This window comes from Streptomyces diacarni, assembly GCF_003323715.1.
Classification (GTDB): domain Bacteria; phylum Actinomycetota; class Actinomycetes; order Streptomycetales; family Streptomycetaceae; genus Streptomyces; species Streptomyces diacarni.
The window spans coordinates 103656-123561 of the sequence record NZ_QOIN01000045.1 but is presented as its reverse complement, the minus strand read 5'-3'; the positions used below and the strand labels follow the sequence as shown (position 1 = coordinate 123561).

Genomic DNA, 19906 nt, shown 5'->3' with positions numbered 1-19906 from the left:
GGCCTCTCGGGGTTCTTTCACATGCCGAGCTTCGCCTGGCGCAGGCGGTCGACGGCCTCCTTCTCGCCGTCCAGCTCGACGTCGGCGTGCTCCTGGCGGCCCGAGGCGAGCAGCAGCAGCTCCGAGGGGGCCCCCACACCCGTGACGACGGGGGTGCCGCGGTGGGCGACGGCGGTCTGCCCGTTCGGCCGCCGCAGCACGAGACCGACGGGGGACTTGCGGCCGTACATCCGCGCCGCGGTCTCCAGACGGCGCCACAGCGCGTCCTCGAACACGGAGTCCAGCTCGCGCGGCGCCCAGTCGGGCTGCGCGCGGCGGATGTCCTCGGTGTGGATGAAGAACTCCACCGTGTTCGCCGCCTCGTCCACCTGCTTGAGGGCGAAGGGCGACACCCGCGGCGGCCCGGTGCGGATGAGCTGGATCAGCTCGTCGTACGGCTTCGCGGCGAACTCGGCCTGCACCCGTTCGAGCCGGGCGGCGAGCGGCTTGATCAGCAGACCGCCCGCGGCGTCGCTGCGGCGCTCCCGCACGACGACGTGCGCCGCCAGGTCGCGGGTGCGCCAGCCCTCGCACAGCGTGGGGGCCTCGGGGCCGTGCGTCTCCAACAGATCGGCGAAAAGGAGTCGTTCTCGCTTCGCATGGGTCGACATGTCCGCCAGGGTACGGCGGGCACGCGGTGAGTGCCCGGCTGTGCGCGAGGCGTGTCCGCGGCCGCTGCCGCGGGGAGTGCGGGACAGGGTGGGTGCGCGACAATGGAGCCATGTCCCAGCGCAGCTCCCTCGACCCCGCCGTCGCCGCCCGCCTCAAGCGTGACGCGGACGGCCTCGTCCCCGCGATCGCCCAGCAGTACGACACCGGGGAGGTGCTGATGCTGGGGTGGATGGACGACGAGGCGCTCCACCGCACCCTGACCTCGGGGCGTGCCACCTACTGGAGCCGCAGCAGGCAGGAGTACTGGGTGAAGGGCGACACCTCGGGACACGTGCAGCGGGTCAGGTCCGTCGCACTCGACTGCGACGCCGACACCGTCCTGCTCAAGGTCGACCAGATCGGCGCCGCCTGCCACACCGGCGAGCGGACGTGCTTCGACGCCGATGTGCTGCTGTCCCACGGCTGAACGGGAGGCGCCGCGCCTGCCAGTAGGGTGAGGGGCCATGACGGCGCCCGACCTCGAAACGTTCCGCAGGCTCGCCACGGACCGGCGGGTCATCCCCGTGACCCGCCGCGTGCTGGCCGACGGCGACACCCCCATCGCCCTGTACCGCAAGCTGGCCGCCGAGCGCCCCGGCACCTTCCTGCTGGAGTCGGCGGAGAACGGCCGCACCTGGTCGCGGTACTCCTTCGTGGGCGTACGCAGCGACGCCGCGCTGACCGTGCGGGACGGCCGGGCGCACTGGGAGGGCACCCCGCCGGTGGGCGTGCCCGTCGACGGCGACCCGCTGGCCGCGCTCCGCGCGACCGTGGAGGCCCTGCACACCCCCCGTGACCTGCACGAGGCCGGAGACCTGCCGCCGTTCACCGGTGGCATGGTCGGCTACCTCGGCTACGACATCGTCCAGCGGCTGGAGAAGGTGGGCCACCACCCCGACACCATCGACGACCTCGACCTGCCCGAGCTGACCATGCTGCTCACCTCGGACCTGGCCGTGCTCGACCACCGTGACGGCACGGTGCTGCTGATCGCCAACGCGATCAACCACAACGACCTGGACACCGGGGTCGAGGAGGCGCACGCCGACGCCGTGCGCCGGCTGGACGCGATGGCCGCCGACCTCGCCCGCCCCGCACCGGTCGCCCCCGTCTCCCTCCCGCCGTCCGAACTCCCCGACATCGACGCCAGGTCCGGCGGCGCCACCTACCGGGGCTGGGTGGAGGACATCAAGGAGCGCATCCGCGGCGGCGAGGCGTTCCAGGTGGTGCCCTCGCAGCGCTTCGAGACCCCCTGCGGTGCGAGCGCGCTGGACGTCTACCGGGTGCTGCGTGCCACCAACCCCAGCCCGTACATGTACCTCCTGCGCTTCGACGGGTTCGACATCGTCGGCTCCAGCCCCGAGGCGCTGGTCAAGGTCGAGGACGGGCGCGCCATGATGCACCCCATCGCGGGCACGCGGCCGCGTGGCGCCACCCCGGGCGACGACGCGGCGCTGGCGGAGGAACTGCTGGCCGACCCCAAGGAGCGGGCCGAGCATCTGATGCTGGTGGACCTGGGCCGCAACGACCTGGGGCGGGTGTGCGAGCCCGGCAGCGTCGAGGTCGTCGACTTCATGTCGATCGAGCGCTACAGCCACGTCATGCACATCGTCTCCACCGTCACGGGACAACTCGCCCAGGGCCGTACGGCGTTCGACGCGCTGACCGCCTGCTTCCCGGCCGGCACCCTGTCGGGGGCGCCGAAGCCGCGGGCGCTGCAGATCATCGAGGAGCTGGAGCCGACCAGGCGCGGTGTCTACGGCGGATGTGTCGGCTATCTCGACTTCGCCGGCGACTCCGACACCGCCATCGCCATCCGCACCGCACTGCTGCGCGACGGGGTGGCGTACGTGCAGGCGGGCGCGGGCGTCGTCGCCGACTCGGAACCTGCGGCCGAGGACACCGAGTGCGCCAACAAGGCCGCGGCCGTACTGAGGGCGGTCCGAACGGCCGAACGGCTCGGGGGTAGCGTGGAAGCGTGACTTCTCCACCCCCCGCCCCGGACGCCGAGACGGACCCGGCCGACACCGGCACCCCGGCCGCTGAGGCCGGCACCGGCACCCCGGCGGCCGAGGCCGACGCCGGTACTCCCGCCGCCGAGGCCGAGGCCGCGGCCCCCGACACCGGGACCGCGGCCCCCGGCGCCGGTGGCGCGCGCTCCCGCGCGCCCCGCGTCGCGCTCGCGGCGGCGCTGCTGTGCGGCGCGGTGGGCGCCGCGCTCGCGCTGGTCGCCGCGGGACAGACGTGGAGCGAGTCGAGCGCCGCGTTCGCGCAGGGCACGGTCCCCGTCAGCGCCGAGGGCGGTGACGTCACCGGCCTGCCCAGCGCGCTCGCCCTGGTCGGCCTCGCCGCGCTCCTCGCCGTCTTCGCCGTACGCCGCCTGGGGCGCTACCTCGTCGCCGGGCTGCTCACCGTCTGCGGCGGCGCCGTCATGGCCGCCGCGCTGCTGGGCGCGGACGACACCGCGCCGCTGACCGAGCAGGCGGCCAAGACCAGCGGCCTGACGGACAGCGGGATCGGCGCCGTCGACGTCACCGCCTGGCCCTACGTCTCGGCCGCGGGCGGCGCGCTGCTGCTGCTCGCCGGCCTGCTCGCCCTGCGCTACGGGCGGACCTGGCCCTCCATGTCGGGCAGCGCCCGCTACGAGCGCGTGCCCCTGCGGCAGCGGGCCACCCGGGCGCAGCGGGTCGACCCCGACCGCCCCGAGGACCTGTGGAAGGCCATGGACCGCGGCGAGGACCCCACGCACGGCACCGCCTGAACCACGGGCGCCCGAAGGGGCGCGCGGACGCCCGGTGAACCCCGTGTGGCCCGCACGGGCGACCCCCGTGCTGTCGCCGGTGCGTGGAAGGGGGAGAATGAGCAGGCAACGGGCCCGGTGGCCCTCTTTCACGTTGTGACTCAAGGAGTATTCATGGCGCACAGCCACGGACACACCCCGGCCGCCTGGACCGGCGTGCTCATCGCCTTCGTCGGTTTCTGCGTTGCCTCCGTCTTCACGGTGATGGCGCAGCCTGCCGGTGTGATCGCCGGGCTGGCCCTTCTCCTGCTGGCCGCCGTGGTCGGCGGCGTCATGAGCGCGATGGGGCTGGGCCAGGCGAAGTCGAAGGGCATGAACGCCGAGCAGGCCCGGGCGCACAAGCAGCAGCACGACGAGGCGCGCAGGACCCACGAGCCCCACGCCAAGGCGCACTCCTGAGGCAACGGCAGTACGCCGCGACGGTGCGGCACCGCCTGACCGGCGCGGTGCCGCGGCTGGCCGCGCCCCTCGGCTCCCTCGCCGCGGTGGGCGCGGCCTTCGTGTATGTCGCCGCCGTCGACCCGAACCAGCCGGGGCACTACCCGCCCTGCCCCTTCCTGGCCGCCACCGGGCTCTACTGTCCTGCCTGCGGCGGGCTGCGCAGCGCCCACGCCGTCGCGCACGGTGACGTGGCCACCGCGCTGGGCGCGAACGCGGCGGCCGTGCTCCTCTTCGCCGTCCTCGCTCTCGGCTGGCTGTACTGGAGCGTCCGGGCCGCCGGGGCGCGTCCCTTCGCCTTCCCGGTGCGGCCCCGGGTGTGGCACGCCTGGGCCGCGGGGGTGCTGCTGGCGGCGTTCACGGTTGTCCGGAACACGCCCTTGGGGGCGGCGCTGACCCCGTGAGCCGCGCCGGCGCGTCTGACCCCTGGTGACGAGGCCGTCACCCGCAATGCGGACCCCTCCTCGTTTTGTCCGCTATGTGGGATTCGGTGCAACCGGATGCGAGACCTCCGTCCACCGGCGGATACCATCGCAGTGCCCCACCTGACCACCCTCGTCCGCCGGAGAGGGCCCCGTCAGCCAGCCAAACCCAGCCAGCAAGGAGGTCGCTCGGTGAGTGTGCTCAACGAGATCATCGAAGGCGTACGTGAGGACCTCGCCGAGCGGCAGGCGCGCGTCACCCTCGACGAGCTCAAAGAGCGTGTCGCCCGAGCGCCCCAGGCCAAGGACGGGCTCGCCGCGCTCAAGGGCGACAGCGTCCGGGTGATCTGCGAGGTCAAGCGCTCCAGCCCCTCCAAGGGCGCGCTCGCCGCCATCGCCGACCCCGCCGGGCTCGCCGCCGACTACGAGGCGGGCGGCGCGGGCGTCATCTCCGTCCTCACCGAACGCCGCCGCTTCGGCGGCTCACTCGCCGACCTGGAGGCTGTCCGCGCCCGCGTGGACATCCCGGTGCTGCGCAAGGACTTCATCTTCTCCTCCTACCAGCTGTGGGAGGCCCGCGCGCACGGTGCCGACGTCATCCTGCTGATCGTCGCCGCGCTCGAACAAGAAGCGCTCGTCTCCCTCATCGAGCGGGCCGAGTCCATCGGGCTCACGCCGCTGGTCGAGGTCCACGACGAGGAGGAGACCGAGCGGGCCCTCGACGCCGGAGCCAAGATCATCGGTGTCAACGCGCGCAACCTCAAGACCCTCGAGGTCGACCGGGGCAACTTCACCCGCATCGCCCCGGAGATCCCCGACCACGTCGTCAAGGTCGCCGAGTCCGGCGTGCGCGGCCCCCACGACCTGATCGCCTACGCGAACGAGGGCGCCGACGCCGTGCTGGTGGGGGAGTCCCTGGTGACCGGCAAGGACCCCAAGACGGCCGTCTCCGACCTGGTCGCGGCCGGCGCGCACCCGGCCCTGAGGCACGGCAGGGGCTGAGACCGTGACCGCCTCCGTCTCCCTGTGCTCCCTCGCGCTGGCGCGCGGGTGCAGGCCGCGCGGGTGCCGTGCCCCCGCGCGGCGGGTGCGGGGGCGCTCGGTGCGGTACCACATCGGTTGCGAGCCCGGTGTGATCCGCGGCCGCCGATGGCGCTGACTGTTTACCCCTCCCTCCCCCGGACGCCGTCCGGGGGACCCCACTCCCCGGACCGTGCGGGCCACCGGCTCACCGGGCACGGGCACGAGCGGGGCCAGGACATCGGCGTCAGCCCACACCAAGGAGCAGCATCGGCATGCCATCCGACTACTTCATCCCGGACCCGGAGGGTCACAGTCCCAACGTCGCCGGCTACTTCGGCGCGTTCGGCGGAAAGTTCATCCCCGAAGCCCTCGTCGCCGCCGTCGACGAGGTGGCCGCGGAGTACGAGAAGGCCAAGGCGGACCCCGCCTTCGCCGCCGAGCTCGACGAACTGCTCGTCGACTACACGGGCCGCCCCAGCGCCCTGACCGAGGTCAAGCGGTTCGCCGAACACGCGGGCGGCGCCCGGGTGTTCCTCAAGCGCGAGGACCTCAACCACACCGGCTCCCACAAGATCAACAACGTGCTCGGCCAGGCGCTGCTCACCAAGCGCATGGGCAAGCCCCGCGTCATCGCCGAGACCGGCGCGGGCCAGCACGGCGTGGCCACCGCCACCGCCTGCGCCCTCTTCGGCCTGGAGTGCACCATCTACATGGGCGAGATCGACACCGAGCGCCAGGCGCTGAACGTCGCCCGCATGCGGATGCTCGGCGCCGAGGTCGTCCCCGTCACCTCGGGCAGCCGCACCCTCAAGGACGCCATCAACGAGGCGTTCCGCGACTGGGTGGCGAACGTGGACCGCACCCACTACCTGTTCGGCACCGTCGCGGGCCCGCACCCCTTCCCGCAGATCGTCCGCGACTTCCACCGCGTCATCGGCGTCGAGGCGCGCCGCCAGATCCTTCAGCGCACCGGACGGCTCCCCGACGCCGTCGCGGCCTGCGTGGGCGGCGGCTCCAACGCGATCGGCCTCTTCCACGCGTTCCTGCCCGACACCGACGTGCGGATCGTCGGCTTCGAGGCGGCCGGGCACGGCGTGGACTCCGGCGAGCACGCCGCCACCCTCACGGCGGGCGAGCCCGGCATCCTGCACGGTTCGCGCTCCTACGTCCTCCAGGACGATGAGGGGCAGATCACCGAGCCCTACTCGATCTCCGCCGGGCTCGACTACCCGGGCATCGGCCCCGAGCACGCCTACCTCAAGGACAGCGGGCGCGGCGAGTACCGTCCCGTCACCGACGAGGCGGCGATGCGCGCACTGCGGCTGCTCTCGGAGACCGAGGGCATCATCCCGGCGATCGAGAGCGCGCACGCGCTCGCGGGCGCCCTCGACCTCGGCCGGGAGCTGGGCCCCGAGTCCCTCGTCCTGGTGAACCTCTCCGGACGCGGCGACAAGGACATGGACACGGCCGCGCGCTACTTCGGCCTCTACGACGGGGAGGACCAGAAATGAGCAGCGGGAACATCGCACTGCTGGAGCAGACCCTGGCCCGCGCCAAGGCCGAGAACCGGGCCGCGCTCGTCGGCTACCTGCCCGCCGGCTTCCCCACCGTCGACGGGGGCATCGCGGCCTGCACGGCGCTCCTGGAGAGCGGCTGCGACGTCGTCGAGGTCGGGCTGCCGCACAGCGACCCCGTCATGGACGGGCCCGTCATCCAGACGGCCGACACCATCGCCCTCCAAGGCGGTGTGCGGATCGCGGATGTGATCCGCACGGTCCGCGAGGCGCACGCCGCCACCGGCAAGCCGGTGCTGATCATGACCTACTGGAACCCCGTCGACCGGTACGGCGCCGAACGTTTCGCCGAGGAGCTGGCGGCCGCGGGCGGCGCCGGATGCATCCTGCCCGACCTGCCCGTCGAGGAGTCCGACGGCTGGCGCAAGGCCGCCGAGCGGGCCGGCCTCGCGACGGTCTTCGTCGTCGCCCCCAGCAGCCGCGACGCGCGCCTGGCCAGGATCACCGAGGCGGGCAGCGGCTTCGTCTACGCGGCGTCCCTGATGGGCGTCACCGGCACCCGCGAGTCCGTCGGTGCGGAGGCGCGGGAGCTGGTCTCCCGCGTCCGCGCCGGCGCCGACCTGCCGGTCTGCGTCGGCCTGGGTGTCTCCACCCCCGCGCAGGCCGCGGAGGTCGCCACCTTCGCCGACGGCGTGATCGTGGGCTCGGCGTTCGTCAAACGGCTGCTGGCCGCGGAGGACCTGCAATCGGGGCTCGCGGACGTCCGCGAGCTGGCAACGGCCCTGGCCGAGAGCGTCCGGCGCTGATCCGCCGCGCGTGGCGGACGCGCGCCATGTGCGTCCGCCACGTGTGCCCCCGTCCCTGGCGACATGGTCTTCCCCTTCTTTCGTGAGGGTGCTCTCGGCCGTGGTGGGGGCTCCGCCCCCCTATTAGGAGCCCCCGCAGGGAGAGAACGTTCCCTCCATAGCCGGAGACGGCCCGGCGACTTCGCGGGAAAGGCCCTGGGCAACTCTCTATCTTTCGGGTGAAGTCCTCAGGTCTTCCCCCCGCCACGGGCGGAACCCCTCGTTGGGCCGGGCGTGACTCAGAACAAGACCTCGGCCCGCGACCGCTTGCGGGCCGAACAGCAACGACACAGGGCCTCCGAGAAGCGCCGCCGCACCGCCAAGGTCGCCGCGGCGGTGATCGGCGCGCTGGCGGTCGCCACGGGCGTCGGGGCGACCGTCGCCCACCAGACCGGCGGCGGCGAGGAGGACAACAGCCAGTCGGCGAAGCCGATCACCGTGGGCGACAAGGGCGCTCCGGCCAAGCTCACCGTCTACGAGGACTTCCGCTGCCCCGCGTGTGGCCAGTTCGAGAACACCTACCAAAGCACGATCAAGAGCTTGGAGAAGGCGGGCAAGCTTCGGGCCGAGTACCACCTGGTGGCGCTCATCGACAAGAACATGGGCGGCAGCGGCTCCGAGGAGGCGGCCAACGCGGCGGTCTGCGCGAAGGACCGCGGGAAGTTCGAGGCGTACCACGACGTGCTCTACCGCAACCAGCCGGCCGAGCAGGACGACGCGTTCGCGAGCACGAAGCGGCTGCTCGAACTGGCGAAGAAGGTCGAGGGGCTGGTCTCCCCGGCGTTCGAGGAGTGCGTGTCCACGGGGCAGCACGACGCGTGGGTCCGCCGCTCCAGCGAGAGCTTCGGCGCCTCGGGCCACCAGGGAACGCCCACGGTTTTGCTGGACGGCAAGAACATCTACGCCGACCAGTCGAACCCGCTGACACCGCAGAAGCTGAAGAAGATGGTGGAACGCAAGAGCTAGGCGGATCGCCGGGACCGGGCTCCGGCGGCCGTTATGCAGCCGTTGTGCGGCCTGATTGCCCGGGGCGCCGCCGGGCACGGTAGCGTCGGGTGCGCCATGGAGACCCTTGCCTTTATCCCCAGTCCGTCGGCCGGCGAGATCCATCTCGGGCCGATCCCGCTGCGCGGTTACGCGCTCTGCATCATCGTCGGCGTCTTCGTCGCGGTCTGGCTCGGTGGGCGCCGGTGGGTCGCTCGGGGCGGGCGGCCCGGGACGGTCGCCGACATCGCCGTGTGGGCCGTGCCGTTCGGCCTGGTCGGCGGCCGGCTCTACCACGTCGTCACCGACTACCAGCTCTACTTCGGTGAGGGCCGCAACCCGGTGGACGCCCTCCGCATCTGGGACGGCGGCCTGGGGATCTGGGGTGCGATCGCGCTGGGCGCGCTGGGCGCGTGGATCGGCTGCCGCCGTCGCGGCATCCCGCTGCCCGCCTACGCGGACGCCGTGGCGCCGGGCATCGTGCTGGCGCAGGCGCTGGGCCGCTGGGGCAACTGGTTCAACCAGGAGCTGTTCGGGCGGCCGACCGACCTGCCCTGGGCGCTGGAGATCGACCCGGCGCACCGCCCTGTCGACACCCCCGACATGGCCACGTACCACCCGACGTTCCTCTACGAGTCGCTGTGGTGCGTCGGGGTGGCGCTCGTGGTGATCTGGGCGGACCGGCGTTTCAAGCTGGGGCACGGCAGGGCGTTCGCGCTGTACGTCGCCGCCTACACCGTCGGGCGCTTCTGGACCGAGTACTTGCGGGTGGACGACGCCCACCATGTGCTGGGCATGCGGCTGAACAACTGGACGGCGATCGCCGTCTTCCTCGCCGCGGTCGCCTGCATCGCCGTCTCGGCGAAGAAGCGGCCTGGACGTGAGGAGATCGTCGAGCCGGGGGCCGACGAGGACGCCGGGACCGACGAGGACGCCGGGGCCGACGAGGATGCGGGGTCCGGCGAGGACGCCAAGACCGGCGAGGAAGCCGTCGGTCTCGGCAAGGCCGTCGAAGACGACACGGCCGACGAGGCCGACGAGGCCCGCACGGCGGGAAGCCCCGCGGGCGAGACGGCCGGCACGGCGGGGAGCTCCCCCGACAGGACGGCCGACAGGCCGAAGGCCTGACGCCACGTCCCTGGGGCCCGGGGCGAGGCCCCGCCTCGGGCTGAGCCACCACTCCGCCGGGAGGGCGCAGCCCCCACGCGGCAGCGCAGGGCTGCCTGTCCGAATTGCATGGTTATGTATGCAATTCTCTGTGCGTGCTGTGGTTGATCGTCGTCCACTTCGCCGTCGCGTGCTGCGCCGGGCCCCTGGTGCGGTGGCTGGGGCCGCGCGCCTTCCTCGCGCTCGCGGCGGCACCCGCGAGCGCGGCTGTGTGGGCGGCGGTGCACTACGGCGATGTCTCCGGTGGGCAGGCGCTCAGCGAACACACCGCGTGGGTCCCCTCGCTCGGCGTCGACATCGCGTTGCGGTGCGACCCGCTCGCCCTGGAGATGGTGCTGGTCGCCGGGGGTGTCGGTGCCCTGGTGATGGTCTACTGCGCGGGCTACTTCAGCTCCTACGCGCCGCGGCTGGGCTCCTTCGCCGGAGCCCTCACCGCCTTCGCCGGGGCCATGCTCGGGCTGATCCTGGCGGACGACCTGATCCTGCTGTACGTGCTGTGGGAGCTGACCAGCGTCTTCTCCTTCCTGCTCATCGGCCACGACTCCGCACGCAGGACCAACAGGCGCGCCGCGCTGCAGGCACTGCTGGTCACCACGGTCGGCGGTCTTGTGATGCTCGTCGGTTTCCTGATGCTGGGGCACGCGGCCGGCACCTACCGGATCTCGCTGCTGCTGGCTAACCCACCGGGCGGCGGGGCGCTCGTCTCGGGCGGCCTGGTGCTCGTCCTGGTGGGGGCGCTGTCGAAGTCGGCGGTGTGGCCCTTCAGCTTCTGGCTGCCGGGGGCGATGGCCGCGCCCACACCGGTGTCCGCCTACCTGCACGCGGCCGCCATGGTCAAGGCGGGCGTCTACCTGATCGCGCGGCTCGCCCCCGGCTTCGCCGACGTGGTGCCCTGGCGGGCGCTGGTGCTCGTCCTGGGCAGCGTGACCATGCTGATCGGCGGCTGGCGGGCGCTGCGTGAGACGGACCTGAAGCGGCTGCTGGCCTTCGGCACCGTCAGCCAGCTGGGTTTCCTCACGCTGCTGGTCGGTGACGGTGACCGGAACACCGAGCTGGCCGGCATCGCGATGATCCTGGCGCACGCGCTGTTCAAGGCGCCGCTGTTCCTCGTCGTCGGCGCCATCGACCACCACACGGGCACCCGCGACATCGACCGGCTCTCCGGGCTGGGCCGCGCCCTGCCCGTGCTGTGCGGCGTCGCCGTGGCGGCCGGGCTGTCGATGGCCGCGCTGCCGCCGCTGCTGGGGTTCGCCGCGAAGGAGGCGGCCGTCTCCGCGCTGCTGCACGGCGGCGCCGCGCACACCTGGACGCTGGCGGCCGTGATCGCCGGATCGGCCCTGACCACCGCGTACACGCTGCGGTTCCTGTGGGGCGCTTTCGCCACCAAGGGCGGCTCCCCGCCCCTGCAACCGGTCACGGTCGAGAAAGGCACCAGGACCTCGCTGCCGCTGCTCGCGCCGCCCCTGCTGTGCGCGCTGGCCGGGCTCGTGCTCGGGCCCGCGGCGCCGTGGATCGACCCGCTGCTGGGCCGGTACGCCGACAACCTGCCCAGCGAGGGCGCCCCCTACCACCTGGCGCTGTGGCACGGTCTCGGTCCGGCGCTGGGCCTCTCGGCGCTGGCCTGGGTGCTGGGCGTGGCGCTCTTCTGGGCCGGACGGCCGCTCGCGGAGCTGGGCGAACGGATCTCGCAGGTCGACGGCGACCAGGTGTTCGCCCGCGCGCTGTGGGGACTCGAAAGGCTCTCCCTCCAGGCCACGGGCGCCGTGCAGCGCGGCTCCCTCCCCGTCTACCTGGGCACCATCCTCGTGGTCCTGCTCGGTTTCGAGGGCGCGCAGCTGCTGGCCGACGGACCCTGGCGGCAGGCGGAGGGGCTGCGCTGGTACGACTCGGTTCCGCAGCTCGTCGTGGCCGTCGGGGTCTGCGGGGTGGCGGTGCTGTGCGTGCTCGCGCGGCAGCGGATGAAGGCGGCCGTGCTCGCCGGCGTCACCGGGTACGGCGCCGGGCTGCTGTACGTGCTGCACGGCGCGCCCGACCTGGCGCTGACGCAGTTCGCCGTCGAGACGGTCTCCCTGACGGTGTTCGTGCTGGTGCTGCGCAGATTGCCGGCCCGCTTCCCCGACGGCCACCGGACCTGGCGGGTGCGGCGCGGCGTCCAGCTGGTGATCTCCGTGGCCGCGGGCGGGCTCGTCGCCGGGCTTATCCACCTCTCCCTCGCGGCCAGGACGGGACCGGCCTCGGGCCCCGCGCTGCTGAGCGCGACCGCGCACGAGGACGTCAAGAACGTGGTCGCGACCACCCTGGTGGACCTGCGGGCCTGGGACACCATGGGCGAGTCCGCCGTGCTCGCGGTCGCCGCCGTCGGCGTCACCAGCCTGGTCTACCTGCGCCGCCGCGCCCGGGTGCCCGTCGCCCAGCCGGTGCCGGGATCCGAGGGCCCCGGCGGCGGACCCGCGCCCTCGGCTCCCGTCGCGGGCCCGGGACGACCGGCCGTCGGACCGCTGCGCACCCCGGGCTCCGCGAGCGTCGCGCTGGACCAGTCGGCCGCGGCCTCGGGCACGTCCGGCGCGGACAAGCCGGCGGCGGGCCGCTGGGACGCGTGGAAGCAGCCGGTGCGCACCGGCGCGCGGCCGTCCCGCGGCTCGCCCGTCGCGCCGCGCCGCACCTGGCTGGCGGCCAGTTCCACCCTCGCCCCCGAGGGGCGTTCTGTGATGTTCGAGGTGGTGGCCAGGCTCGTCTTCCACCCGATCCTGGTGCTCTCCCTCTACCTGCTCTTCTCCGCCGAGAACCTGCCGGGCGGCGGCTTCACCGCCGGGCTCGTGGCCGGGCTCGCGCTGGCCGTGCGGTACCTGGCGGGCGGGCGTCTGGAGCTGGCGGCCGCGGCGCCCGTGGACCCCGGCTTCCTGCTCGGGCTGGGGCTGCTGCTGGTCACGGGCACGGGTCTCGCGGGGCTGTGGCTGGGCGGCAGTGTGCTGGAGGCGGGCAAGGTCACCGGCGCGTTCTGGCTGGTGGGCCACTTCCACGCCGCCAGCCCGGTCCTCTTCGACACCGGCGTCTACCTGCTCGTCCTCGGTGTCGTCCTGGATGTGCTGCGCAGTCTCGGGTCCGAGATCGACCGCCGTATGGAGCGCGAACGCGCCCGCCGCGAGGCGGACCGCACCGCGAAGGAGAGCGGATCATGACGGGGACGCTCGCCCTGGTGTGCTGCGGCGGTGTGCTGTTCGCCTCGGGCACGGCGCTGCTGATGGCCCGCCCGCTCACCCGCATCCTGCTCGGCATCGTGCTGATCGGCAACGGCGTCAACATCCTCGTCCTGGCCACCTCGGGGGCCGCGGGCCGCGCCGCGCTGCTCTACCCGGACTCGGACCCGGGGCGGATGGCCGACCCGCTGCCGCAGGCGTTCATCCTCACGGCCATCGTCATCACCCTCGCCGTCACCGCCTTCCTGGTGACCATGGCCTACCGCTCCTGGCAGCACTCGGGCAACGACGACGTCCCCGACGACATCGAGGACATCCGGGTCGTGCGCCGCGCCACCTACGCCGAGGAGCGCGAGCGGCTGCGCGCCGCCTACCGCAAGCGCCGCCACGAGTACCGCGCGCTGGCCCGCGGCGAGGAGGAGCGGGAGGCCCGCGAGCACAGCGCCTACCAGCGGCTGGGCACCGCCCGCGACCGCTACCGGGAGATGCGCAGGCGCGCCCGCGCCGACGCCCGCGTCTTCCGCGCACGCCAGGCCCGCGCCGAGGAGACGGCCGAGGAGATCGAAGGGGAGGACGACCCGTGGCAGACCATCCTGGGCGCCGACCGGTGAGCGCCGAGCGGCGCCCGGAAGGCGCCCGCCCGGGCGCTCGGCACGACGGCGCCCGCCGCGTCCCCGTCTCCCGTGCGGAGGGCGGGCGGTGAGCGGCGGGGGCCAGCCGTCCGAGGCGGCGGCCGTGATGTCGGCGCTGGTGCCGCTGCCGGTGATCCTGCCGCTGTGCGCGGCCGGGCTGAAGCTGGCCATCGGGGCGCGCCTGGAGCGGTTGCAGCGGTTCATCAGCGCCGGTGTGCTGGCCGCGGTGCTCGTCGTCTCGCTGGTGCTGCTGGTGGCCGCCGACCGGCACGGGCCGCAGGTGATGTTCGCGGGCGGGTGGGCGCCGCCGGTGGGCATCGTGCTGGTCGCCGACCGGCTTTCCGCGCTGATGCTGGTCATCTCCTCCGCCGTGACGCTGTGCGTGCTCGTCTACTCCGTGGGCCAGGGCATGGCCGACAACGACGAGGTGACGCCGCTGTCCGTCTTCCACCCTTCCTACCTGGTGCTGGTCGCCGGGGTCTCGGACACGTTCCTGGCCGGGGACCTGTTCAACCTGTACGTCGGCTTCGAACTGATGCTGACCGCCAGCTACGTGCTGATGACCATCGGCGGCACCCTGTCGCGGATCCGCGCGGGCGCCACGTACGCGGTCGTCTCGCTGCTGTCGTCCATGCTGTTCCTGGCCGCGGTCGCCATGGTCTACGCGGCCACCGGCACCGTCACCATGGCGCAACTGCCCGCGCGTCTGGACGCGTTGCCCGACGGGGTCGGCATGCTCATCCACATCGCGCTGCTGGGCGTCTTCGCCATCAAGGCCGCCGTCTTCCCGATGGCCGCCTGGCTGCCCGACTCCTATCCGACGGCCCCCGCCCCGGTGACGGCCGTCTTCGCCGGGCTGCTGACCAAGGTGGGCGTCTACGCCATACTCCGCACCCAGACCCTGCTCTTCCCCGGGCACCGCATCGGTGACGTGCTGATGGTGCTGGCGCTGCTGTCGCTGCTGGTGGGCATCCTGGGTGCCGTCGCACAGACCGACCTCAAGCGGCTGCTGTCCTTCACCCTCATCAGCCACATGGGCTACATGGTCTTCGGGATCGGCCTGGCCACCCACGGCGGCATCTCAGGGGCCGTCTTCTACGTCGCCCACCACATCACCGTGCAGACCACCCTCTTCCTCGTCGCCGGGCTGATCGAGCGCCGCAGCGGCACGACCGACCTGCAGAGCCTCGGCGGCCTGGCGCGGCTCTCCCCGCTGCTGGGCGTGATGTTCTTCGTCCCCGCGATGAACCTGGCCGGCATCCCGCCGCTCTCCGGCTTCCTCGGCAAGCTGGGGCTGCTGCGCGCCGGGATCGACGACGGGGGAGCGCTCGCCTACGTGCTGGTCGCCGGTGGCACGGCCACCAGCCTGCTCACCCTGTACGCGCTCGCCAAGGCGTGGAACCTGGCCTTCTGGCGCGCCCCCACCCCCGAGATGTGCGCCGCGGGAACGGTGCTGGAGGACACCGAGGCGGACAGCGACGACGACGAGGACGAGGACGAGGCGGCCTTGGGCCCGTACACGCGCTCCACGGCCCCGCACGTGGTCCTGGACCGCTGGGAGCCGGCGCCGGTGCGGCGCAGGGGAGCGGCCACGTTCGGCGGCCAGGAGATCACCACCAGCGCCACGCTGCCGCCGAGCATGACCGTCGCCACGGCCGGCCTCGTGCTCTTCGGGCTGGCCTTCACCGTCCTGGCGGGCCCCCTGTTCTCCCTGACCGACCGCGCCGCCGACGAACTCATCGCGCGGACCCCCTACGTGGAGGCGGTGACCCGCTGATGACCTCACCCCAGCGACTGCCCGAGGCCAGCAGGCTGCGCGCCACCCAGTGGCCCATGGTGCTCGGCCTGACCCTGCTGTGGATGCTGCTGTGGGGCACACCGACACCCGCCAACATCGTGACGGGGGTGTTCGTCGCGCTCCTGGTGGTGCTGGTCTTCCCGCTCCCGCCGATCGAGAAGCAGGCGCGCCCGCACCCGCTGGGCATCGCGCGCTTCACCGCGCGCTTCGCACTGGACCTCGTCGTCTCCAGCTGGCGGGTCAACCGCTACCTCCTCGCCCCCAGCCGCCCGCGCTGCGCCGTGCTCGGCGTCACGATGCGCTGCCCCGGCGACCTGATGCTGACGGTGACCGCCGTGTGCGTCACCGCCGTGCCCGGCAGCACCGTCCTGGAGGTGGACCGCCGCTCGGGCACCCTCTACCTCCACGTGATGGGCGGCGAGCTGGAGGACGAGCGGGACCGCGCCAGGCGCGACGCGCTGCGCCTGGAGACCCGTGTCGTGCGGGCGTTCGGCACCCGCGCCGACATCGACGCGATCCGCGCCTCTCAGAGCGCGCAGGAGCTGTTCGGGCGGTGGCGATGACCGCGACGGCGCACGAGGTGGTCGCCACGGTGATCGCCGGGCTGCTGCTGGCCGCCGGGCTGATGGTGACCCTGCGCATGGTGCTGGGCCCCTCCACGCTGGACCGCGCGGTCGCCCTCGACGCGCTGGTGGCCGTCGTCATGGCCGGTATCGGCCTCCAGACCGCCGTGCGCGGCAACGCCTTCTACCTGCCCGTCCTGCTGGTGCTCTCCTTCCTCGGCTTCACGGGTTCTGTCGGTGTCGCCCGCTTCATGGCGCTGCGGGACGAGGCGGGAACCGGCGACGTGGACGAGAGCCAGGACACGGGCGAGGAGGGCGGCGGCGACCAGGACAACGGCGCGGCAGGCGACGCCCGCGACGCGGAGGAGCCCGGGCGGCGGCCCGGCCAGGGGCCCAGGGAGGCGCGGTGAACTGGACCGCCGTGGCGGACGTCGCGGGCGCCGTGTTCATGCTGGCGGGCGGCGTGCTCTGCCTCCTGGCCGGCATCGGGCTGCTGCGCCTGCCCGACGTGCTCACCCGGATGCACGCCGCCACCAAGCCGCAGTCCTTCGGCCTGCTGCTCGTGCTCGTCGGCTCGGGCCTGTGGGTGCGCAGCCTGGTCGACCTGGGCATCCTGCTGCTCGTCGGCCTCTTCCAGCTGGCGACCTCCCCGGTGGCCGCGCACATGGTCGGCCGCGCCGCCTACCGGACGGGCCGCATGGACAGCGAGGACATCGTGCTCGACGAACTGGAGGAGGCGCTGCGGCGGGCCGCCGCCGAGGACGAGAGGGAAAACCGCAGGTGAGCGGGGTAAGTACGGCCTTCCTTGCTGGCAGCCCTGCGCCTTTCGTGCCTATTCTTCGAAGGTCGGCGCACGAAAGGCGCAGGCACCGCTGACCGTGAAGGAGCCGTACCGGCCATGTCCGAAGCCGGAGTCTCAGACCCGACACACGTCGCCCACCGCGACAACCACACCCACCGCGACGTCAACGGAGGCTGGCTGCGCCCCGCCGTCTTCGGCGCGATGGACGGTCTGGTCTCCAACCTGGGTCTGATGACCGGCGTGGCGGGAAGCTCGGCCGCACCGCAGACCATCGTCATCTCCGGCCTGGCGGGCCTGGCCGCCGGCGCCTTCTCGATGGCCGCGGGCGAGTACACCTCCGTCGCCTCGCAGCGGGAGCTCGTCCAGGCCGAACTGGAGGTCGAGCGCAGGGAGCTGCGGCGCAGCCCCGGCGAGGAGATCAGGGAGCTCGCCGCGCTGTACGAGGCGCGCGGCGTGGACGGCGACCTGGCGTTGCAGGTGGCCGAGCAGCTGCACCGCGACCCGGAACAGGCGCTGGAGATACACGCGCGGGAGGAGCTGGGCGTCGACCCCGCCGACCTGCCCTCGCCGACCGTCGCCGCGGTCTCCTCCTTCTTCTCCTTCTCGCTGGGAGCCGTGCTGCCCGTGCTCCCGTACCTGTTCGGCACCACCGCGCTGTGGCCCGCCGTCGTGCTGGCCCTGGTGGGCCTGTTCGCCTGCGGCGCGGTCGTCGCGCGGGTCACCGCACGCCCCTGGTGGTTCAGCGGCCTGCGCCAGCTCGGCCTCGGCGCCGCCGCCGCGGGCGTCACCTACGGTCTGGGCGCACTGTTCGGGGTCGCGATGGGCTGACGAGGGGCTGACGCGGCCCCCGCCGGGCCCGGTCACCTCGACCGGGCCCCGCCCCCTGGGGAGCCGCAGGACCTGCGGGCCAGCGCCAGGGTGCGCCGCGCGCCCGCGACCACCGCGGCGTCGACGAAGCGGCCGTCCGCCAGCGCGAGGGCGCCCGCCTCCTGTTCGGCGGCCGCCACGATCTCCTCCGCCGCCTCGACCTGTGCGGGCGAGGGCCGGTAGGCGGCCTCGATGACGGGGAGTTGGCGCGGGTGGATGGCGGTACGGCCCAGGAAGCCGAGCGCGCGGCCCTCGGCGCAGTCGCGGGCCAGGCCCTCGGTGTCCCGCACGTCGGGGTAGACCGACTGGGGCGGCGGCGCCAGCCCGGCGGCGCGTGCGGCGACGACGGCCCGGCCCCGCGCGTAGCCGAGCCCGCCACCCCCGACGCCCAGGTCGGCCCGCAGATCGGCCTCGCCGAGCGCCAGGCCCCGCACCGCGCCGTGCCCCGTGGCGATCTCGAAGGCGCGCTCGACGCCGAGCGCGGACTCCAGCAGCGGGTACAGCGGCGGCGTGTGCGTGCCGGCGCGGACCCATCCGGCCGCCCGCCGCAGATCGTCCGGGTCCGTCACCTTCGGCAGCCGCAGCCCGGCCAGTCCCGGCAGGTGGGCGAGCGTGCGGATGTCGTCGGCGGCGAGCGGCCCGTCCAGCGCGTTGACCCGCACGTGGACGGGCACGGGCCCTGGCGGACCCTGCGCCAGCAGTTCGGCGGTCGCCGCGCGCGCGTACGCCTTCCGCTCCGGCGCGACGGCGTCCTCCAGGTCGACGAGCACCACGTCGGCGCCCGAACGCAGCGCCTTGGCGACCACGTCGGGCCGGTCACCGGGTACGTAGAGCCAGGTGAGCCAGGTCAGGCAGGTGTCGGCGGCGGCCGGGTGCGGGCGGCCCACAGCCGCCGTGGACGAGGCGTTCACCGCACCACACCCGCCTCGCGCAGCGCCGCTATCTCCGCCTCGCTCAGGCCGAGGCCGCCGAGCACGGCGTCGGTGTCGGCGCCGTGCCGCCGCCCCGCCCAGCGGATCGCGCCGGGGGTCTCCGACAGCCGGAAGAGGACGTTCTGCATCTTCACCGGCCCGAGTTCGTCGTCTTCGACACTGGTGATCGAGTCGAGCGCCCGGTACTGCGGGTCGGCCATCACATCGCGCACGTCGTAGACGGGCGCGACGGCCGCCTGCGCCTGTTCGAAGGCGCTCACGACCTCGTCCCTGGTATGGCGGGCTATCCAGCCGCCGACCGCCTCGTCCAGCTCGGCGGCGTGCTCGGCGCGTCCGGCCCCCGTCGCGAACCAGGGTTCGTCCAGGAACTCAGGACGCCCCACCAGCCGCAGCACGCGCTCGGCCACGGACTGCGCGGAGGTGGAGACGGCCACCCAGCGGTCGTCGGCCGTGCGGTAGGTGTTGCGGGGCGCGTTGTTGGCCGAACGGTTGCCGGTGCGCGGCTGGACGTAGCCGAGCTGGTCGTACCAGAGCGGCTGCGGCCCCAGGACCGTCAGCATCGGCTCGATGATGGCCATGTCCACCACCTGGCCGCGCCCGGTGTGCGCGCGTCCGGCCAGCGCCGTCATCACGGCGTACGCCGTCGACAGCGCCGCGATGGAGTCGGCGAGCCCGAACGGCGGCAGCGTCGGCGGCCCGTCGGGTTCGCCGGTGACGGCGGCGAAGCCGCTCATCGCCTCGGCGAGGGTGCCGAAGCCGGGCCGCTGCGCGTACGGGCCGCGCTGCCCGAACCCGGTCACCCGGGCCAGCACGAGACGCGGGTTGGCCTCGGACAGCGCGTCCCAGCCCAGGCCCCATCGCTCCAGGGTGCCGGGGCGGAAGTTCTCGATGACCACGTCGGCGTCGGCCGCGAGCCTCAGCAGCACCTCGCGTCCCTGCGGGGACGACAGGTCGAGGGTGACCGTGCGCTTGTTGCGGCCCAGCAGCTTCCACCACAGGCCGACCCCGTCCTTGCTGGGGCCGTGCCCCCGCGACGGGTCCGGCTTGTGCGGGTGCTCCACCTTGATGACCTCGGCACCGAAATCGCCGAGCATGGTGGCGGCGAGGGGCCCTGCGAAGAGCGTGGCGAGGTCGAGTACGCGCAGGTCGCGCAGCGGCGCCCCGACCCCGTGCGAAGGGTTCTCGGCCCCGTGTGCAGGGGGCTCGGTCCCGTGCGAAGGGGCCTCGTGCAT

The 19906-nt window shown here is 73.6% G+C and carries 21 protein-coding genes; 18 read left to right on the top strand and 3 right to left on the bottom strand.

All coding sequences use genetic code 11. The features are described 5' to 3' along the window. Positions 1-17: 17 nt before the first annotated feature. Positions 18-650 (bottom strand): TIGR03085 family metal-binding protein, encoded by a 633-nt coding sequence (locus DTL70_RS16440; protein ID WP_114022691.1) that lies wholly within the window; start codon positions 648-650, stop codon positions 18-20. A gap of 110 nt (positions 651-760) precedes the next feature. On the opposite strand from DTL70_RS16440, the gene hisI reads away from it, so the two are divergent. From hisI to DTL70_RS16355, 18 genes are all read left to right on the top strand, one after another. Continuing rightward, positions 761-1117 (top strand): phosphoribosyl-AMP cyclohydrolase, encoded by a 357-nt coding sequence (gene hisI / locus DTL70_RS16435; protein ID WP_114022690.1) that lies wholly within the window; start codon positions 761-763, stop codon positions 1115-1117. A 37-nt stretch (positions 1118-1154) separates the two neighbouring features. Beyond that, positions 1155-2672 carry an anthranilate synthase component I gene (locus DTL70_RS16430; protein ID WP_114022689.1) on the top strand — a complete coding sequence of 506 codons (1518 nt, stop codon included), beginning with the start codon at positions 1155-1157 and terminating at the stop codon, positions 2670-2672. Beyond that, positions 2669-3451 (top strand): TIGR02234 family membrane protein, encoded by a 783-nt coding sequence (locus DTL70_RS16425; RefSeq protein WP_114022688.1) that lies wholly within the window; start codon positions 2669-2671, stop codon positions 3449-3451. Before DTL70_RS16430 ends, DTL70_RS16425 begins: the two co-directional genes overlap by 4 nt. A 153-nt stretch (positions 3452-3604) precedes the next feature. Then, positions 3605-3889: an HGxxPAAW family protein gene (locus DTL70_RS16420; RefSeq protein ID WP_114022687.1), complete on the top strand. Its 285-nt coding sequence runs from the start codon at positions 3605-3607 to the stop codon at positions 3887-3889. A gap of 23 nt (positions 3890-3912) precedes the next feature. Continuing rightward, the gene (locus tag DTL70_RS16415; RefSeq protein ID WP_245979410.1) at positions 3913-4332 is read left to right on the top strand and encodes a DUF2752 domain-containing protein; all 420 of its coding nucleotides are present in this window, start codon (positions 3913-3915) and stop codon (positions 4330-4332) included. Between the two features lie 210 nt (positions 4333-4542). Further along, on the top strand, positions 4543-5352 hold the full coding sequence (gene trpC, locus DTL70_RS16410) for an indole-3-glycerol phosphate synthase TrpC (RefSeq protein WP_114022686.1): 810 nt from the start codon (positions 4543-4545) through the stop codon (positions 5350-5352). 4 nt (positions 5353-5356) lie between these two features. Beyond that, positions 5357-5509: a tryptophan biosynthesis modulator TrpM gene (gene trpM / locus DTL70_RS35135; RefSeq protein ID WP_369126522.1), complete on the top strand. Its 153-nt coding sequence runs from the start codon at positions 5357-5359 to the stop codon at positions 5507-5509. A 136-nt stretch (positions 5510-5645) separates the two neighbouring features. Continuing rightward, positions 5646-6884, top strand: a complete 1239-nt coding sequence (trpB, locus tag DTL70_RS16405) for a tryptophan synthase subunit beta (RefSeq protein WP_114022685.1) — start codon at positions 5646-5648, stop codon at positions 6882-6884. Further along, positions 6881-7693 carry a tryptophan synthase subunit alpha gene (trpA, locus tag DTL70_RS16400; RefSeq protein ID WP_114022684.1) on the top strand — a complete coding sequence of 271 codons (813 nt, stop codon included), beginning with the start codon at positions 6881-6883 and terminating at the stop codon, positions 7691-7693. Before trpB ends, trpA begins: the two co-directional genes overlap by 4 nt. 273 nt (positions 7694-7966) lie before the next feature. Further along, the gene (locus DTL70_RS16395) at positions 7967-8698 is read left to right on the top strand and encodes a DsbA family protein (RefSeq protein WP_114022683.1); all 732 of its coding nucleotides are present in this window, start codon (positions 7967-7969) and stop codon (positions 8696-8698) included. Positions 8699-8794: 96 nt separating this feature from the next. Continuing rightward, entirely contained in the window at positions 8795-9844 is a 1050-nt protein-coding gene (gene lgt, locus DTL70_RS16390) for a prolipoprotein diacylglyceryl transferase (protein ID WP_114022682.1), read from the top strand. A gap of 134 nt (positions 9845-9978) precedes the next feature. Further along, on the top strand, positions 9979-13062 hold the full coding sequence (locus tag DTL70_RS16385) for a Na+/H+ antiporter subunit A (protein WP_114022681.1): 3084 nt from the start codon (positions 9979-9981) through the stop codon (positions 13060-13062). Further along, positions 13059-13691: a Na(+)/H(+) antiporter subunit C gene (locus tag DTL70_RS16380; protein WP_114022680.1), complete on the top strand. Its 633-nt coding sequence runs from the start codon at positions 13059-13061 to the stop codon at positions 13689-13691. The genes DTL70_RS16385 and DTL70_RS16380 overlap by 4 nt, the downstream gene beginning before the upstream one ends. Before the next feature lie 127 nt (positions 13692-13818). Beyond that, complete coding sequence (locus DTL70_RS16375) at positions 13819-15489, top strand: Na+/H+ antiporter subunit D (RefSeq protein WP_181860955.1); 1671 nt, start codon at positions 13819-13821, stop codon at positions 15487-15489. Beyond that, positions 15489-16073 (top strand): Na+/H+ antiporter subunit E, encoded by a 585-nt coding sequence (locus DTL70_RS16370; protein ID WP_114022678.1) that lies wholly within the window; start codon positions 15489-15491, stop codon positions 16071-16073. The genes DTL70_RS16375 and DTL70_RS16370 overlap by 1 nt, the downstream gene beginning before the upstream one ends. After that, positions 16070-16483, top strand: coding sequence for an MrpF/PhaF family protein (locus tag DTL70_RS16365; RefSeq protein WP_114022789.1), 414 nt, complete (start codon positions 16070-16072; stop codon positions 16481-16483). Before DTL70_RS16370 ends, DTL70_RS16365 begins: the two co-directional genes overlap by 4 nt. Beyond that, positions 16480-16857, top strand: coding sequence for a monovalent cation/H(+) antiporter subunit G (mnhG, locus tag DTL70_RS16360; RefSeq protein ID WP_114022677.1), 378 nt, complete (start codon positions 16480-16482; stop codon positions 16855-16857). Before DTL70_RS16365 ends, mnhG begins: the two co-directional genes overlap by 4 nt. Before the next feature lie 114 nt (positions 16858-16971). After that, positions 16972-17703, top strand: coding sequence for a VIT1/CCC1 transporter family protein (locus tag DTL70_RS16355; RefSeq protein WP_114022676.1), 732 nt, complete (start codon positions 16972-16974; stop codon positions 17701-17703). 32 nt (positions 17704-17735) lie between these two features. Here DTL70_RS16355 and DTL70_RS16350 read toward each other — a convergent pair whose 3' ends face one another. Together DTL70_RS16350 and DTL70_RS16345 are read right to left on the bottom strand one after the other, a co-directional pair. Beyond that, a complete protein-coding gene (locus DTL70_RS16350; protein WP_114022788.1) occupies positions 17736-18593 on the bottom strand; it encodes an HpcH/HpaI aldolase/citrate lyase family protein in 858 nt (285 codons plus the stop codon). A gap of 56 nt (positions 18594-18649) precedes the next feature. Next, a complete protein-coding gene (locus tag DTL70_RS16345) occupies positions 18650-19906 on the bottom strand; it encodes a CaiB/BaiF CoA transferase family protein (protein WP_114022787.1) in 1257 nt (418 codons plus the stop codon).